Genomic DNA, 17482 nt, shown 5'->3' with positions numbered 1-17482 from the left:
CCAAGAGCCGGAACAGGCAATCCAAGCAATATTAACATATATAATAACGGATGAAAAGAAGCCTTTTATATAATTGGTTAATCTTCCCACTTTTATCTCTTAGCCTCATCATTTCAGTTGCATTTTTTTATAAAGATGAAATACGGGATTTTGTTTACGGAAAAGAGGTTGAAAGGATAAATACGTTGGAGCTGATCCAACAAAGCGGTAAGCTAACAGCCTTGATAGATTACAATTCAACCAATTATTTTATTTATCGGGGGCAGCCAATGGGCTATCAATTCGAGCTTCTCAAAGCTTTTACAGAACATTTAGGAGTAAAGCTTGAAATTGTAACGAATAATAACCTGGAAGAGAGTTTTCGCAAATTGCAAGACAGAGAGGTTGATATTATTGCAACAGGATTGACTATAACAAATGAAAGAAATCAGTTTATTGATTTTACAGATCCGCTGAATCAGACAGTACAGGTATTGGTACAGCGTAAACCTGAAAACTGGCGAAAATTAGAAACCAATGATGAAATTGAAAGCCGGCTCATACGCAATCCTTTGCAATTGGCCGGAAAAACAATCGTGATACAAAAAACCTCTTCTTTTAAAGGACGCCTTGAAAATTTATCAAATGAAATAGGCCAAACAATTAATATTATTGAGGATGACAATAGGGAAGTTGAACAATTAATTACTGCTGTCGCGTTAGGTGAAATTGACTATACAATTAGTGATGAGCACATTGCATTGGTTAACCAAAATTTTCATCCTGATATTGATGTTAATACAGCAGTTAGTTTTCCACAAAATATTGCCTGGGGTATTCGCCTGAGGGATGATGATTTTAAACGGGAATTAAACAATTGGCTGAATGAATTTAAAAATACGTATACAGCTCGTTTATTGTATAATAAATATTTTAAAAATCCAAGAACAGTTAATTATGCTCGAAGTGAATTTCATACTATAGGTGGTGGTAAGATTTCTAAATATGATGAGATCATCAAGGATATAAGTGCCAAATATGGCATGGATTGGAAGCTTCTTTCTTCAATTGTTTATCAGGAATCCGGTTTTAGAACACAGGTTGAATCGTGGAGAGGCGCTTTTGGCCTGATGCAATTAATGCCTGAAACAGCAGAAATATTTGGAATAGATAGTCTTTCATCCCCTTCCGAACAGATTGAAGCGGGAGTTAAATATATGCATTGGCTCGACACACAATTTAAGGATGTTGTTTCGGATAGTTTAGAGCGGAAAAAATTTGTACTGGCAGCGTATAATGTTGGTCTGGGACATATTTGGGATGCCCGGCGCCTGGCCGAAAAATATGATCGCGATCCAAATGTCTGGACCAATAATGTAGATACTTTTCTATTGCAAAAATCCAATCCGGTCTATTATCGGGATAGTGTGGTAAGATATGGATATTGCAGAGGATCTGAGCCTTATAATTTCGTTGTTGAAATCTTAGACCGTTATAATCATTATAGTAATTTGATCAAGAATTAAATCATTTCTTTTTTAAGTTGAGCCAACCATTTATTTATTCGAATATCGGTAAGTTCACTTTCGTTATCTTCATCAATAGCCAAGCCTAAAAATTGATCATTTTCAATAGCTTTTGAATCTGTAAAGGAATAACCTTCAAGTGGCCATGCTCCGATTAATTTAGCGCGTCTCTTTTTCATCTCATCATAAATTACTGATAAACCATCAACAAAATTTTCGGGATAAAGTACCTGATCACCTAAACCAAACAGTGCCACTTTCTTTCCTTCTAAATTAAATTCATCCAGGGATTTAAAAAAGACGTTCCATTTATTATTTGGTTTAGCCTCTTCCCAAATTTCAGCACCTACTGTTGAACCTCCAATGATAATTAAATCGTACTTATTTAAATTTTCTGCTTTAACAGCGGTAATGTCCATCAAATCTGCATCAGACTCATTGAAATGAGCGTAAATTTTTTGTGCAGTAGCTTCTGCATTTCCGTTTTTTGGCCAATAAATGATTCCAATTTTTTCCATGATATTAACTTAATAAGGTTAAAAGTTTAATTGTGTAAAATTAAGAATATATTTGAATGGTGATATCTTTATTAAAGATTCAAACTATTTAAACTCGTTTAAAAATAACCTCGAAATATCTTTTATTGATTGTTCGATGGGTATAAACTTAAAATCTAAATGATCGATCAATTTTTGAGACGAATAATAAGATGATTTATGCGCAGTCCTTGCATTTTCACGCGAGAGCAGTGCCGGTTTATTAAATATTGATTCTCTGAGTTTAGCAATTCTCCAACCTAATTCACTCACCCACTTTCGTGCATAAATATCCGGTTTTTTAACTCCTAAATTTGATGCCATTTTTTTAAAGACATATTCATACGAAAGATTTTCAGAACTCACAATAAATCGTTGACTGTTAATATCACTTTTCATTAGCAAAATCATCGCTTTACTGACATCTCGTACATCAACATAGCCGGTAACGCCTTTTGTGTAAAAACGCAACCCACCATAAATAGTCGAGAAAATTTTAGAACTCCCTGAATTCCAGTTTCCAGGGCCAAGTATAATGCTTGGGTTTACTACAACGGCATTAAGTCCTTCCGCTATTCCACGCCATACTTCCATTTCCGAAAGATGCTTACTTATTGAGTAAGCAGATTTATTTTTAGAATTTTGCCATTGACCGTCCTCAGTTATTGTGCCTGATATTTCTGATTTTCCAATAGCGGCAATTGAACTAACCTGACAATATTTTTTTATTCGTTGGTCTAAACAGGCATTAACCAGGTTGGCCGTTCCAGACACATTATCCTGTATGATTTGTTCTCGTTTTTTTGCATCAAAAGATACAATCGCCGCACAATGATATACATGATCTATTCCTTCCAGGGCTTCTTTCAATGAGTAAAGATCCAAAACATCCCCATCTACCCATACAATTTGATTAAACAAATCATCACCTTCCTGTCTATAATAGGAAAACACCTTCCTCACCTGCTCAATATTACTTGAGGTTCTTTTTAAGGCACTTACTTTTTCACCCCTGCTTAGTAAATCATATAGCAAATGTGAGCCTAATAATCCCGTTCCTCCTGTTACAAAATTCATTTTACAAAGTTACATAATTTCAGAAAGTCGAAAAGGGATTTTAATATCTGCTTTATCCATCCTGCTCTATATCCCATTAAGTTTTATATTTGCAAGAAAACTAAGTAATGAATTTTATTGATGAATTAAAATGGCGGGGCATGATTCATGATGTCATGCCGGGCACTGAAGAACAATTAGCAAAAGAAATGACCGCCGGTTATATTGGGTTTGATCCAACAGCCGATTCATTGCATATTGGAAGTTTGGCAACCTTAATGTTGCTTAAGCATTTCCAATTGGCGGGTCATAAACCTGTTGTTTTGGTTGGTGGGGCCACAGGAATGGTTGGTGATCCTTCAGGTAAATCGCAAGAACGAAACCTGCTGGATATGGAAACCTTGAATTTTAATTTAGAAGGACAGAAACGGCAATTGGTAAAATTTTTGGATTTTGATTGTGGCGAAAATTCAGCCATTGTGGTGAATAATTACGATTGGTTTAAAGATTACAACTTCCTTGATTTTATCCGTGACATCGGCAAGCACATTACCATCAATTATATGTTAGCAAAAGATTCGGTGAAGAAACGGCTTGAATTCGGATTATCTTTTACTGAATTCAGCTACCAATTGGTTCAGGGCTATGATTTTTATTGGCTCTACGAAAATAAAAACTGCAAGCTTCAAATGGGCGGCTCCGATCAGTGGGGCAACATTACAACAGGTACAGAACTAATTCGCAGAAAATCAGGAGGCGAAGCATTTGCGTTAACCACTCCCCTTGTGACAAAAGCGGATGGGGGTAAATTTGGGAAAACTGAAACGGGCAATGTTTGGCTCGATCCGGAAAGAACATCACCTTATGCATTTTATCAATTCTGGTTAAATACTTCGGATGAAGATGCTGCCCGATACATCAAAATATTTACTTTGTTTACAGAGAAAGAAATTGAAGAATTATTAAAGCAACAAGCTGAAGCTCCTCATTTACGTGAATTGCAGAGAGCGTTGGCAAAAGATATTACCGTTCGGGTACATTCAGAGGAAGAATATATTCAGGCCGTTGAAGCCTCTGAAATCCTGTTTGGCAAGGGAACTACCGAAAGTTTAAAAAAATTGGATGAGCGTACTTTGTTGGGCGTTTTTGAGGGCGTTCCACAGAGTGAAGTAAATCGTGAATTGGTGAATGGTAAAATCGGAATTATCGAATTTCTCTCTGATATTACAAACATATTTACATCAAAGGGAGAAGCTCGTAGAATGTTAAAGGATAATGGGGTTTCTGTCAACAAAGAAAAAGTGAATGATGCTTACGAAATTTCCGAAACAGATCTTCTAAACAAAAAATACATCCTGATTCAGAAAGGGAAAAAAAATTATTTTTTGGTGAAAGTAGTTTAAAATTTTACACTTATCTTAGAAGTATCAAATATGCAGCCCCTCCTGCTCTTTGATTGGGGGGCTCTGCTTTAGCAATTATTGATCCGAATAAAAACCCACTATTGTCATAGATATTTCCGGATAAATCAACTTTACCTTTATAACTACCGCCGATAGCACCAGAATAAACCTGTCCATTTGAATTTATCCTCCCAACAACCGATAAGCTTGGGGTTAAAACATATCCGTTTGAATCGACTTTTCCTTTGTATGAACCACCAAATGACCCAGTATAAACATTACCGGAATTATCAATTCGTCCAACACAAGTGCCACCTCCAAAACTTTTAGTATAAATTAGCCCCATGGTATCTATTTTGAATATACTTTATCATAGTCAGAATAATCCGTTGATCCACATTTAGGACAAATTGTTCCGCTTCCATTACCGCAATTACTGCAATATTTTCTCCCACATTTACGGCAAGTGTGTAAGGGGAAATGATTGGATGAAACTGATTTTTCTGCTTTTCGCCCACAGTTTGGACAACTATAAAAATCGCTCATATTTTTATGTTTTTGGTTATTAGTTGAATAATTAAAGTTTTAAGGGCTTGGCCTTAATTCTTGTAGTTGGGAGGTTTCCACCATACTCAATGGTGATGCTCCCGATAACGTATTTTTTTAAATATGGTTCCATTGTGCTAAATTCACCGCTACTTAATAAATGCTCCCATAAATCAATACTAATAGATAGTAGCATCCCATGTGCATAACTATATTCCGGATAAGCATATTTCAACTCGTATACCATCATTGCTTTTGGTGGTTCATCCCATATAAAATCGAATTCTTCATCCCCTGTTATTTTTTTTAAGAAATTTGCTGCTTCAAAATTATCAACCGGAGGGATGTTAAAAGGTTCAATAAATTTTGTTTTATATTTATAGCTCCCAATAAGTAATATTCCTGTAAACTCTTTTTTACAGTTTGGGCAAGCCATTTTATCAATATCTGTATGACAAAAATCACAATTGAATATGATGTTGTGATGTTCATTAATTTGCCCGCATTGCGTACACAAAACAGATACGTTTGTTGGGTCTATAGGGTGATTGCAGAATGGACAATTACCGGTTAATTCCATCATGATATTTTAATACGATTTTTTAATATGATTTCTCTTCCCATCTTCTGTTATAATAGTAAAAGAACCATCCTTATGATGTTCCAAAATTTCAATGATGGTTTTGTAATTTTTACCCTCGGAACTCCCACTAAATGTAATAAAAAGTTTCCCGATGTGAAGCTCTCCAGTTTCTTTTGGATTATCCGATGCATAAAGCCTTCCACAACATTCGTACTCATCAAAGCCCCTGTTGTTACAATAAATAAAAAGGACTGTTTTTATTGTCGTTGGAAAGGAAAATTCAACATTCCCAATATCTGGAAACTTTAACAAGGTTTCCGATTTAGGGGTCATATGAACTTTAAGTTGATGTACTTTAAAGGTATTCATAATTCATATTTTTGATATTAATATTTGCGGGTAACTTTATTTACACATTTGCCAGGTGCTGGCCTGTCAGGATGGAACCCCTGATCGCTTGTATAAAGAGTGCAACTTGCCTTTTTATGGTCGCTCGACCATACTTTACAATGAGGGCAATCGGCACATCGATCGCCAGATTTAATTGTTGACATGGTTAAATTTACTTTCTTTTAAAATGTTTTGCAATTTTAATTACAGGGATTATTAATGTAATTTTTGTAAAAGTCTTTAGTAATTTGCTTTTAGAAATTTTATTGGCTATTGGAGGTGAAATAAGATAGTAGAACTTTATGAATATTTTTCCGAATCTGAAATTCAATAACCAATTATCCCTAAATTCTTTAAGGATGATAACTTCATTGGCATAAGGAGTCCCATATACAGCAGTTGCTATAAAACACCCGCCACTATTACCGGATGATTTTGAATAGGTTGAAGTTGCGGAAGATTTAGAATAATTCGAACCACTATGGGAATACAATTCATATTTCAACTCTTGCTTATTTGCTATTACAATAACATGATCATCATAACCTCTTTTTGCAATTTCTTTAATTTTCTCAATAACAGCTTGATTGTCAATTTGGTATTCTGCTTCAAAATCACAATCAAAATCTATCATAATTTCTTCCTTAGGCACTGGTTCTTCCATCTGTTTCACCTTTATTTTACCAGGAAATAATTTAGATACCTCAAAAATATCTATTGCAATTTTTTTCATTCTTGAATCATTAATTGTATTCATATTCTAAATGTTAGGTTTGATAGGAGTTTTAATAATTTGATAGTAACTTGTTATAAGATCATAGGGTTGAGTTTAGTAAATATTTAATCCTTAATACAACGAACAGAAGCCCCATCTTTTTTAGAGTCGTAGTTCCGACCTACGTTGTAGCCACCGAAGTACATTATCCTATACCAGGCTGCGCTCGTATTGGACGTTGTAGAACTCCACCAAAATCCACCTTCGCGCCCAGAGTAGAAGAACAACCCAGTGTCGCCACGGTAGCCACCCGGAACGGCTGAAAAGCCTGTTTCGTTGGTTGCTCCTGTATTTGGGCTTAGCCAATGGCTTGTGCCAGTTTCTTTCAATTTGCCACCCGCAACACTTATACCTCCCAAATAGGTTGTAAGGGTTGTCCATTCGTCATCCGTAGGTACATGCCAACCTGTTGGGCAAAGATCACCTGTGTTCACGGTGTACCAGTTGTACAATGCTCCATAAGTAGATTTATAAGTTGCTGCATCATTGTTAAACCAACAATAAGCTGAGTTTGTTTTGTTGCTCCAAGTAATATGATCGGTAACCAATGGGATAGATAAATTATTTTTGTACCTGGTAGTTCTCAAATTTTCAGCCATCCAAGTTTGCGTGCCAATTATTATTGTTTTGTACACATTCCCAACAGTATCAGTTACTGTTCCATAAGTTATATTAGGATTAAAGATTATCTCACTAATCTGTATATGAAACGATATAACGTTGCCATAAACAGTGCCTACTAAGTTAGTAGCATAGGCTCTTAAATTATATGTTGTGCCTACTATTAATCCTGTAAGGGAACTTGTAAATATGCCAGTTCCTGTTCCATCAGAGGTTTTGCTGTCTGCCGTAGTAGGGTTCTGGTTCGTGCTCCAGCATACTCCTCGCACAGTTACTGGTGCTCCACCATCACTAGTGATATTACCTCCACTTGATGCAGTGGTTGATGTAATGTCTGTAACATTAATGGTTGTTATTGTTGGTATGATAGCCGCTATGGTAGTACTCATCTGGTTTCCATAAGCAGTTCCGATGCTATTGGTGGCGTAAGCCCTGATATAATAGGTTGCACCGGGAGTTAATCCTGTAATAGAACTTGTGAAAATACCTGTGCCTGTTCCATCCGTTGTTTTGCTATCTGCGATTGTTGGGTTCTGGCTTGTATTCCAGCAAACCCCTCGGGCAGTCACTGCTGCTCCTCCATCATCGGTTATATTACCTCCACTAGTTGCAGTGGTTGATGTAATAGCTGTTAAAGAAGTAGTTGTTATGGTTGGTATGATTGCCGTTATGGTAGTACTTATCTGGTTTCCATAAGCAGTTCCAATACTATTAGTGGCATAAGCTCTTATGTAATAGGTTGCACCGACAGTTAATCCTGTAATGGTACTTGTGAAAATGCCTGTGCCTGTTCCATTCGTTGTTTTGCTATTTTCCGTTGTAGGGTTCTGGCTCGTGCTCCAGCATACTCCACGGGAAGTCACTACAGCTCCACCATCGCTTGTGATATTACCTCCACTTTGAACGGAGCCAGCAGAAATGATTGTTGGAGTGGTAGTTGTTAAGACAGGAATTTGTTGAGGATAGTTATCACCCTTAATACAACGTACAGAAAGCCCGCTTTGCTTACGATAGCTTGAGACATAGACATCGCTGTCATAGTAGCCCATTCCCCTAGACCAGGCATACTCTGTACCAGTCTCTGAGGAACTCCACCAGTTACCACCAAACCCAATGTTGTAAAATCTTCCAGTGAGGTCGTTACGGTCGCCACCCGGAACTGCTGAAAAGCCTGTTTCGTTGGTTGCGCCTGTATTTGGGCTTAGCCAATGGCTTGTGCCAGTTTCTTTCAATTTGCCACCCGCAATACTCGTACCACCCAAATAGCTTGTGAGGGTTGTCCATTCGGTATTAGTAGGCACATGCCATCCTGTTGGGCAAAGATTACCTGTGTTCACGGTGTACCAGTTGTACAATGCTCCATAAGTAGCTTTATTTACTGCATCATTGTTATACCAACTATAACCGGGGGTTATTAAGTTGCTCCATGCAGCATTGTCGGTAACCAACGGGATAGATGTATTATCTTGGTACTTTGTTGTTTTAAGGTTCTCAACCATCCACACCTGTGTACCAATGGTAACAGTTTGATAAACATTGCCTTCAACATCCGTTACGTTACCAGTGCCACCGCCTAAAAGTGCAGTAAAGGTAACCTGTACACCATAAGTAGTTCCTTGGCTATTTGTTGCATAAGCTCTGATATAATAAGTTGTACCAGGAACTAATCCAGTAATTGAACTGGTGTAAGTACCTGTTCCTGTCCCATCAGTAGTTTTGCTGTTGGCAGTAGTTGGAGAAGTAGATGTACTCCAACAAACACCACGGGAAGTAACAGGTGCTCCACCATCAGTCATAACATTTCCCCCACCGATAGCGGTGGTTTGGGTAATGCTTGTAATTGAGGTTGTGGTAACAGTTGGTTGTGACAATGCCTGTTCTGTGGTAAATGTTACTTGGTTTCCATAAGCAGTTCCCTGGTTGTTTGTAGCATAAGCACGAACATAGTATTGAACATTTCCAGATAACCCTGTTATATTAGAGCTAAAAGTTCCTAATCCGTTACCATCTATAGTTTTGCTGTCGGCTATTGTAGGAGAGGAAGAAGTGCTCCAACAAATTCCTTTTGCAGTCACTGATGCTCCTCCATCACTAGTAACATTCCCACCTCCAGTGGCAGTAGTTTGATCTATATTTGAAATTGAACTTGTGGTAACAGTTGGTAGGGTTGATGTTTGCCCCTCACTCTTTATGCAACGAACACTAAACCCATTTCCTTCATAGTTGTAGTAAAGGCTTACACCTTCATTACCATTGTAGATTGTCCGGCTCCAGGCATAGTATGTATAGTACTCTGTAGAACTCCACCAGTGACCTTGGCTGCCAATAACGTAGAAACCACCATAACCGTTACGGCCACCACCCGGTAGAGCCGTGAAGCCGCTGCTATTGGTTGCTCCAGTATTCGGGCTTAGCCAATGGCTTGTGCCTGTTTCTTTTAGTTTACCTCCCGCAACACTTTCGCCCCCCAAATAAGTTGTAAGGGTTGTCCATTCGGCATCACTTGGTAAATGCCAACCGTTGGGGCAAGCTGTCTTTGCGGCAGGCCAATTATACAAAACACCATAAGTTGCGAAATTAGCAGTAGCTTTTGCTGAACTTACACTGGTTCCTTCGTAACCATATACATAATAATAAGGTGCAGTTTCAGACCCATTTGATGATGGGCTTACTGCGGGCAGGTAAGCCAGATTTTCGGCCATCCAGGTTTGGCTACCTATTTTAACAGTTTTATAAATTTTCCCATCTCTTGAGTCGGTAAAAGTTCCAGTAACTCCAACTGTGCTTAAAAAAGATAATTGATTGCCATATGCTGTCCCCTGGCTATTTGTGGCGTAGGCTCTAACATAGTATAAAGTATTAGCCGTTAAACCTGATAAATTTGAAGTAAAGGATCCTGTTCCATTGCCATTGATGGTTTTACTGTCGGTAATTATAGGAGAGGAAGAAGTACTCCAACAAACACCACGGGAAGTAACAGGTGCTCCACCATCAGAAATAATATTACCGCCACTACTTGCAGTTGTGGAGGTAATTGATGAAACATCTGTAGTGACCAAAACAGGAAGTACAGACAAAGTTGTGAAGGTGGCCTGACTACCATAGGATGTACCGATGCTATTTGTTGCATAAGCCCTTACATAATAAGTCGTTCCCGGTGTTAATCCTGTCAGAGAACTTGTGAATACACCTGTTCCTGTGCTATTTGAGGTTTTATTATCGGCTGTGGTCGGGTTTTGGCTTGTATTCCAACAAACTCCTCGGGAAGTCACTGATGCACCTCCATCGTTTGTAATATTACCACCGCTTGTTGCCGTTGCTGATGTAATAGCAGTTACAGCAGTAGTTGTGATTGTCGGTAAAATAGCCAAAGTTGTAATTGTTATTTGGTTTCCATAAGCTGTTCCTATGCTATTGGTGGCGTAAGCCCTGATGTAATAAGTTGCACCGGGAGTTAAGTCAGTCATGGAACTGGTGTAAACGCCTGTGCCTGTGCCATCTGTAGTTTTATTATCAGCAATGGTAGGGTTTTGTGTAATGCTCCAACAAACTCCTCGGGCAGTTATAGCAGCTCCCCCATCATCGGTGATATTACCTCCACTTGTAGCTGTTGTTGAAGCTATAGCTGTAACAGGAGTAGTAGCTACAGTTGGTAGAATAGCAGTTGTGGTTGTACTGATTTGGTTTCCATACGAAGTTCCTATGCTATTGGTGGCATAAGCTCTGATATAATAAGTTGACCCGGGAGTTAATCCCGTAATGGAACTTGTAAATTCACCTGTACCTGTGCCATCTGTTGTTTTACTATCAGCAATGGTTGGGTTTTGAGTAGTGGTCCAGCATACTCCACGTGCTGTTACCGGAGACCCACCATCGTTGGATATATTACCACCGCTATTTGCTGAAGTAGAAGTAACAGCGGTCAAGTCAGTAGTGGTTAAAACAGGTGCCAAAGCCAAAGTTGTAAATGTTGATTGGCTGCTGTATGAAGTTCCAACGGAGTTTATGGCGTATGCCTTTATATAATAGGTTGTACCCGGAGTTAAATCGGTTATCGAACTTGTGAAACTGCCTATACCTGAACCATTGCTTGTTTTAGTATCTACAGTAGTTGGGTTTTGGTTTAAGCTCCAGCACATTCCACGAGCTGTTACTGGTGCACCGCCATCTGCAGTAACCTCTCCTCCCGATGTAGCTGAGTTTGCTGTAATGTTAGTCACAGCTAATGCTTTAATGGCAGGAATAACTTTTGCGACTTCTTTTTTGCAGCTTACATAAATTATTGAGCTTAAAATTATTCCTAAGAATAAAATTGGGATGAATTTTTTCATTATAACTTATCGTTAATTTGAATATTGGTGTTGCAATACTGGGCTTACAAACAAATTTACTATAAGCAATCAATCAGTCATTTAATAAGAATAACCACTTAATATTTGGTTATAAGCAGCATTGATTCTGTTATTTTGAGATTGGATTTATGGGTTTCCAAAGAAAAGGGAAGAAATGCAAATAGGTATTTATTCTATGAGTAATTTTAAAATTGCATTTTTCCGGTTGCGGGCTATCTCAAACTTCATTTCATTATTCAAAATCAATTCGCCCGTTTTTTTAATTATTTTACGGATATTTTCACGGTTCACCAATACCGATTGATGAATGCGTATGAATTGGTAGTTAAGAAGTTTCTTTTCAAAATACAGAAGATTTTTGGTGGCAAGCACTTTTTGTTGTACACCGCTTTCTTCATAAAATATTTCGGTGTAATTCCCACTCGATTTGCAGTATTGAATACTTGTGCATGGGATAAATGTATATGAATTACTTTCGGAAATACAAATACATTTTGATTTTGACAGGTTAAAATCAAACAATAAATTATGTTTCTCGTTTTCCGAAAAGATTTGTTTCATAGCTTTTTCAACAGCTTTTTGTAAATTCTTTCCTTCAATGGGCTTTAGGAGATAATCGATGGCATTGACTTTAAAGGCATTTATCGCAAAATCATCATAAGCGGTAATAAAAATAATATGGAACCGATAATCAGCAATTTGTTTAAGGACATCAAAAGCGGTCATGTCTCCCAACATCACATCGAAAAAAACCAAATCGAAATCTTGTTTTGCCAAATCTTTAATGGCTTTCTTCCCGGAACTTATTTCCTTAATAATACTAACTTCTGGACAATATTCAGTTAATAACTTTTTTAAATGGTTGCTGTGGAAAGGTTCGTCGTCGATGATTACTGCATTGATCATATTTTTAAAATTACAATGGTAAAGTAATAATAAATTTTGTGCCTTTTTCAGAGCTGTTAAAATTTATTCCTGCACTTTTCCCAATTAACCTCAATCTGTCCTTGATGATATCCAGGCTCAACCTATTTCCATCGGTAAATTCATTTTTGCTGTCCATTCCCGGCCCATTATCGGATATATTTATGAAAAGTTGTTTATTGATTGATTGAATCTCAATTGATACTTCACCAATACCCTCATCACATTTTTTGGCGCCATGTTTAATCGCGTTTTCCACCAAGGGCTGAATCAAAAAAGGAGGAATATTTATTTGTGTTGGTTCAATGTTTTTATCTAGGTTCAGATCAAATTTAAATCTTTTGCCATACAACTGTTCAAGTTCAACATAGTGTTTAATAATCGTTAATTCATCTTCCAAAGTAATTTCATCTGCCCTAAGGTGTTTGAGGTTCGATTTAAGAAAATTTGAGAATGTACGAGTATAATTGTTTGCTTCATTAAAGTTTCCGGACTCGTTTAGGATCACAATTTTTGAGGTACAATTGGCAATAAAATGATGATCTATTTGAAGGGATAAAGCGATGTTTTTAAGTTGAAGCAGTTCGGTTTTTATATATTTTTTTTTCTGTTCTTTGAGTTTGACAAATTTAATCACACCAATAACCATCCCGGTAAATGAAAAGAATACAAAAATTAAGAACCACCATTGATACCAAAATGGTGCGCGAATGGTAAAAAACAGGACTGATTCCTGCGACTTTTCAAATGAATTTTCAGAAGATGCCTTTACTGTGAATATATAATTTCCGTGAGGCAAGTTGATAAATGAAGCGTAACGTTCTTTTTGCACAGCATGCCATTTCCTTTTACTATTTTCCAAGGTAAAAGAGTATTCTGTTTTTTCAGGGTTTATCTGGTTTACTGCAACAAAGGTTAATTTAACATTGTTTTGCGAATATGATATGGCTAAATCTTCGTTTATATTTAGAGAAATGAAATCTGTTTTTCCATCAGAAATACCGAAATCAACAATTTCTGTATTTAAAAGTTGACTATTGTTTTCGAATTGGCTCGGGAAAATTTTAACTACAGCCGTTGATGCGGGTAACCAGATATTATTTTCATAATCGGTAAAAAAAGCATTTTGATGTGGGCCGTTACCCTGAAAACCATCGGATAAATCATAGGATTTAAGATAATTGCTTTTTGTTTGATCGTATTCTTTTAAATCAACCGTATAAAGTGTTGTTTGGCTTGTTGTAAATAATTTATTTTTAACACTTATTATTCCATATAGCTCATTTGGATTTTCAATTCCCTGAATAAAGTATGAAGTGTCTTTTGTGATATGCATTAAGCCTTTGCTGGTGGCAGCCCAAATTGCCCCGGCATCATCAACTAGGATGGAATTAAATCTGATATTATCATTGATAATATAATGGGCACTTTTTGTAATGGGGTCAAACTCTAAAAGTCCCTTTGTTAAACCCAATAATATTTTATTGTCTTTGACAGCAATTGATATGATGGTATAGAAATTGCCAATGCTGGTTAAATCAAACAATCGTTCAGTGCTATAATCATCGTTTAATGAAACCAGTGTCCGTAAATTGCCAACAAGCACTCTTTTATTTAGGTCATCTTTATATAAAGTTAGGGAAGGTTCCGGCATCTTGTCGTTGATGATGTATATCTTGTTGGTAGTGAAATCATATCTGGCAATTCCAGGGAAAGTACAAACCAATAAATCATTATGAAAACCATAACATGCCCCTGAATAACTTGAATGATAAAACGCACCAGAATCATTAATTTTTAAATCTTTTTGATTTTTATAAACATGAATACGATTATTATACGATCCAAATAACATAAGGGAATCGTTAATCCCTGCGGCTGTCCATACATTTTCAGTAAAGCCTTGTTCGGGAGTGTAATATTGAAATTTTTTGGTAAAAATTTTTAACAAGCCTTTTTCTGTAGCAATCCAAACATTCCCATTCTGATCTTCAGTAGCACCATTAATAAAATTATATTTTTTTGAATAAATTGTAGGTTTTTTATTATCAAAATAGACTAAATGGCCCTCATTAGTTGATAAAAAATTATTTCCGTATTTCGAAAAAACCCAATAATGATCTATGAATTCATCGCCTGTAAAAGTTAAACCATTATTAATTTTAAAAGGAATTTCGTTAATTATTCCCTCATTATTTACAAGTTGGTGCATAATCCCCCTTTCTTCGTTTGGATAATCAGGATGATAGCAAAGCACAAAAATGTGATCGTTAAAAATTTCTATTCTGCCAATATTGGTCTTAAATTCAAAAACAGTTTTAAATTCTTCGCTGCCAAAAGGTAATTCATAAAGGGTGTTTCCTTTACCAATGATGATAGAATTTTCAGTTATGTCTGCAATAAGATTTCCTTTTGTTTGCAGGGAGTCAGGAAATAGGTGCATTTCTTTTTTTCTGATGTCAAAAAGAAAAGATTGATTATAGTCGTAAGCAATAAGGTATTGATATTCTTCATCTATTTTAAATTTCCCCCTGACAAATTTAATTTTCTCATCTGAAAAATAATTAATTATTTTTCCATCGACAATTATATCAATTCCATCTCGTGTGACAACAAAAATAGAATCTTTCCAGGGTTGAATGTCATAGATTAAGTTGGCAGATAATCCATCTTGTTCAGTATAATTCTTAAATTCCAGTCCATCAAAGCAGCTTAATCCTCCCTGGGTCCCAACCCATATCCGGCCATCTGATGCTTGCTTCACACATCGCACCTGAATATGAAGTAACCCATCTTGTTGTGGGGTATATAGTCGAGTAGCGAACTCCTGAGAATTAACTTTAAGAGAAATAATCAGTATTATTGTTAAAAAAGCTAATTTCTTCATTTTCCAAACGAAGCTAACCCTCTATTAATTATTTTAGTCTATATTAAAATGGGAGTATATAAAGATAAATAAAAATATATTGTCTGCTGAAAAAAATATATCCTGATCCAGAAAGGGAAGAAAAATTATTTTTTGGTGAAAGTTATTTAGTCTTAAAATTCCTCGATGCTTGAATCGGGGTTTCCAAACTCTCTCCCCTATTTTTAGGGGAGATGCCGTAGGTAGAGGGGTTAAAAAAAGAAAAATCGATTTTCAGCTTGCTGAAATAAAGTTGGCAAAAAATTCCTTGGCTTGCCATGGGGATAGTCAATTTTAAGAATTTTCTTTATTCTGTCTTAGGAGCTGAGTTTATGTTAAAGATTCTGTTCATCATATCTTTAATTTCATAGCTAACATTGTCTTTTTGATCCAGAACAATAATTCCAGCATTGGCAAGATCATTTCTTATTTTATCAGACTCAGTCCAGTTTTTGGTTTCCTTAGCACGTTGTCTTGCATTTGATAAGGCTTCTAATAATTTTTCTACCACCTCATCATTTCTAGAAGTATTTGTTTCTTCCGTTTTTAATCCCAAAATATCAAACACAAAATCGTTGTAAAGCTTTTTAAGGGCTTCTAAATCTTTTGAATCCAGACTGGCTTTACCGTCGTTTACCGAATTGATCCATCTTACCCCATCAAACAGATTGGCTATTGTAATAGGACTATTGAAATCATCGTTCATGGCATCATAGCATTTCTGTATTAATTCCTGAACATTAAAATCAGATTTATCACTAGCTTTTAATCCATGGAGTGTTTCTGTGGCTCTGAGTAATCTGGCTAAACCTTTTTCCGCTGCTTGCAATGCTGCGTTTGAAAAATCCAAAGTGGAACGATAATGAGCCTGAAGAATAAAGAAACGGATGGTCATAGGGCTGTAAGCCTGTTCCATCAATTTATGGTCGCCACTAAATGTCGCTTGTAAATCGATCGCGTTACCTAAGGATTTACCCATTTTTTGTCCATCCAGCGTTACCATATTATTGTGCATCCAATACTTTACGGCTTGTTTGCCATTGGCAATCTGTGATTGGGCAATTTCCGCTTCATGATGTGGGAACATCAAATCCATGCCACCACCATGAATATCGAATTGTTCACCTAAATATTTACATCCCATGGCAGAGCATTCCATGTGCCAACCGGGGAAACCATCACTCCAGGGAGAGGGCCATCGCATGATATGTTCGGGTTGTGCTTTTTTCCAAAGCGCAAAATCCATGGGATTTTTCTTTTCATCCTGACCTTCAAGTTCTCGGGTATTTGCCATCAAATCTTCGATTTTTCGACCGGAAAGAATTCCGTAAGGATGCGATTGATTGTATTTTTCAACATCAAAATATAAGGAACCATTGGTTTCGTAAGCATAACCTTTCTCCAAAATATTCCGGACCATTTCAATTTGCTCAATGATATGGCCTGATGCCTGAGGTTCGATACTTGGTGGTAAAACATTTAATTGCCGCATATTATCGCGGTAACGATTTATATAATATTGTGCCACTTCCATTGGCTCCAATTTTTCAATTCTGGCCTTTTTAGCAATCTTATCTTCACCTTCATCGGCATCAGCTTCCAGATGACCAACATCAGTAATGTTCCTAATATAACGTACTTTATATCCCAAATGAAGAAGATATCGATAGACAAGATCGAACGTAATGGCCGGACGGGCATGTCCCAGATGGGCATCGCCATAAACGGTGGGTCCGCAAACATACATCCCAACAAATGGACTATTCAAAGGTCGAAAAAGTTCTTTTTTACGGCTCAGGGTATTATATATGATAAGATTGTTTTCCATTGAGATTAGATTGGTTGTTAAGACAAATTTACTAAGAATTCATTAGATGCATAAAAAA

The 17482-nt window shown here is 36.7% G+C and carries 14 protein-coding genes; 2 read left to right on the top strand and 12 right to left on the bottom strand.

Annotated features, from left to right (window positions below):
• The first annotated feature begins 50 nt into the window (after nt 1-50).
• Nucleotides 51-1505, top strand: coding sequence for a transporter substrate-binding domain-containing protein (locus tag KKG99_14550; protein ID MBU1014215.1), 1455 nt, complete (start codon nt 51-53; stop codon nt 1503-1505).
• Here KKG99_14550 and KKG99_14545 read toward each other — a convergent pair.
• Both KKG99_14545 and KKG99_14540 read right to left on the bottom strand, forming a co-directional pair.
• Nucleotides 1502-2023 carry a flavodoxin gene (locus KKG99_14545; protein MBU1014214.1) on the bottom strand — a complete coding sequence of 174 codons (522 nt, stop codon included), beginning with the start codon at nt 2021-2023 and terminating at the stop codon, nt 1502-1504. The two genes, KKG99_14550 and KKG99_14545, sit on opposite strands and share 4 nt — an antisense overlap.
• A gap of 84 nt (nt 2024-2107) precedes the next feature.
• Nucleotides 2108-3118 carry an NAD-dependent epimerase/dehydratase family protein gene (locus KKG99_14540; protein MBU1014213.1) on the bottom strand — a complete coding sequence of 337 codons (1011 nt, stop codon included), beginning with the start codon at nt 3116-3118 and terminating at the stop codon, nt 2108-2110.
• A gap of 107 nt (nt 3119-3225) precedes the next feature.
• Here KKG99_14540 and KKG99_14535 point away from each other — a divergent pair, with 107 nt between their 5' ends.
• Nucleotides 3226-4500 (top strand): tyrosine--tRNA ligase, encoded by a 1275-nt coding sequence (locus tag KKG99_14535; protein ID MBU1014212.1) that lies wholly within the window; start codon nt 3226-3228, stop codon nt 4498-4500.
• A 10-nt stretch (nt 4501-4510) separates the two neighbouring features.
• On the opposite strand, the gene KKG99_14530 is transcribed toward KKG99_14535, so the two are convergent.
• The 10 genes from KKG99_14530 to cysS all read right to left on the bottom strand — a co-directional run bounded on the left by KKG99_14530 (nt 4511) and on the right by cysS (nt 17424).
• The gene (locus KKG99_14530; protein MBU1014211.1) at nt 4511-4846 is read right to left on the bottom strand and encodes a hypothetical protein; all 336 of its coding nucleotides are present in this window, start codon (nt 4844-4846) and stop codon (nt 4511-4513) included.
• Nucleotides 4847-4851: 5 nt separating this feature from the next.
• Entirely contained in the window at nt 4852-5046 is a 195-nt protein-coding gene (locus KKG99_14525; GenBank protein MBU1014210.1) for a hypothetical protein, read from the bottom strand.
• Nucleotides 5047-5077: 31 nt separating this feature from the next.
• Nucleotides 5078-5629 (bottom strand): hypothetical protein, encoded by a 552-nt coding sequence (locus KKG99_14520; GenBank protein ID MBU1014209.1) that lies wholly within the window; start codon nt 5627-5629, stop codon nt 5078-5080.
• Nucleotides 5630-5635: 6 nt separating this feature from the next.
• A complete protein-coding gene (locus KKG99_14515) occupies nt 5636-5998 on the bottom strand; it encodes a hypothetical protein (GenBank protein ID MBU1014208.1) in 363 nt (120 codons plus the stop codon).
• Nucleotides 5999-6015: 17 nt separating this feature from the next.
• A complete protein-coding gene (locus KKG99_14510) occupies nt 6016-6183 on the bottom strand; it encodes a hypothetical protein (protein MBU1014207.1) in 168 nt (55 codons plus the stop codon).
• An 8-nt stretch (nt 6184-6191) separates the two neighbouring features.
• Nucleotides 6192-6776: a hypothetical protein gene (locus tag KKG99_14505; protein MBU1014206.1), complete on the bottom strand. Its 585-nt coding sequence runs from the start codon at nt 6774-6776 to the stop codon at nt 6192-6194.
• 83 nt (nt 6777-6859) lie between these two features.
• Complete coding sequence (locus KKG99_14500) at nt 6860-11746, bottom strand: hypothetical protein (GenBank protein ID MBU1014205.1); 4887 nt, start codon at nt 11744-11746, stop codon at nt 6860-6862.
• Nucleotides 11747-11935: 189 nt separating this feature from the next.
• On the bottom strand, nt 11936-12673 hold the full coding sequence (locus KKG99_14495) for a LytTR family DNA-binding domain-containing protein (GenBank protein MBU1014204.1): 738 nt from the start codon (nt 12671-12673) through the stop codon (nt 11936-11938).
• A 10-nt stretch (nt 12674-12683) separates the two neighbouring features.
• The gene (locus KKG99_14490; GenBank protein ID MBU1014203.1) at nt 12684-15578 is read right to left on the bottom strand and encodes a histidine kinase; all 2895 of its coding nucleotides are present in this window, start codon (nt 15576-15578) and stop codon (nt 12684-12686) included.
• A 325-nt stretch (nt 15579-15903) separates the two neighbouring features.
• The gene (gene cysS / locus KKG99_14485) at nt 15904-17424 is read right to left on the bottom strand and encodes a cysteine--tRNA ligase (protein MBU1014202.1); all 1521 of its coding nucleotides are present in this window, start codon (nt 17422-17424) and stop codon (nt 15904-15906) included.
• Nucleotides 17425-17482: the final 58 nt, after the last annotated feature.

The organism is Bacteroidota bacterium, assembly GCA_018816945.1.
In the GTDB taxonomy this organism is placed as follows: Bacteria; Bacteroidota; Bacteroidia; order Bacteroidales.
This window is presented reverse-complemented; position numbering and strand designations above follow the sequence as displayed.

What these genes read in the sequence shown, in the direction of transcription:
- KKG99_14510 (MBU1014207.1), bottom strand. Translation starts at nt 6,183, where the DNA reads ATGTCAACAATTAAATCTGGCGATCGATGTGCCGATTGCCCTCATTGT.
- KKG99_14515 (MBU1014208.1), bottom strand. Translation starts at nt 5,998, where the DNA reads ATGAATACCTTTAAAGTACATCAACTTAAAGTTCATATGACCCCTAAA.
- KKG99_14545 (MBU1014214.1), bottom strand. Translation starts at nt 2,023, where the DNA reads ATGGAAAAAATTGGAATCATTTATTGGCCAAAAAACGGAAATGCAGAA.
- KKG99_14525 (MBU1014210.1), bottom strand. Translation starts at nt 5,046, where the DNA reads ATGAGCGATTTTTATAGTTGTCCAAACTGTGGGCGAAAAGCAGAAAAA.
- cysS (MBU1014202.1), bottom strand. Translation starts at nt 17,424, where the DNA reads ATGGAAAACAATCTTATCATATATAATACCCTGAGCCGTAAAAAAGAA.
- KKG99_14505 (MBU1014206.1), bottom strand. Translation starts at nt 6,776, where the DNA reads ATGAATACAATTAATGATTCAAGAATGAAAAAAATTGCAATAGATATT.
- KKG99_14530 (MBU1014211.1), bottom strand. Translation starts at nt 4,846, where the DNA reads ATGGGGCTAATTTATACTAAAAGTTTTGGAGGTGGCACTTGTGTTGGA.
- KKG99_14490 (MBU1014203.1), bottom strand. Translation starts at nt 15,578, where the DNA reads ATGAAGAAATTAGCTTTTTTAACAATAATACTGATTATTTCTCTTAAA.
- KKG99_14540 (MBU1014213.1), bottom strand. Translation starts at nt 3,118, where the DNA reads ATGAATTTTGTAACAGGAGGAACGGGATTATTAGGCTCACATTTGCTA.
- KKG99_14550 (MBU1014215.1), top strand. Translation starts at nt 51, where the DNA reads ATGAAAAGAAGCCTTTTATATAATTGGTTAATCTTCCCACTTTTATCT.
- KKG99_14495 (MBU1014204.1), bottom strand. Translation starts at nt 12,673, where the DNA reads ATGATCAATGCAGTAATCATCGACGACGAACCTTTCCACAGCAACCAT.
- KKG99_14520 (MBU1014209.1), bottom strand. Translation starts at nt 5,629, where the DNA reads ATGATGGAATTAACCGGTAATTGTCCATTCTGCAATCACCCTATAGAC.
- KKG99_14500 (MBU1014205.1), bottom strand. Translation starts at nt 11,746, where the DNA reads ATGAAAAAATTCATCCCAATTTTATTCTTAGGAATAATTTTAAGCTCA.
- KKG99_14535 (MBU1014212.1), top strand. Translation starts at nt 3,226, where the DNA reads ATGAATTTTATTGATGAATTAAAATGGCGGGGCATGATTCATGATGTC.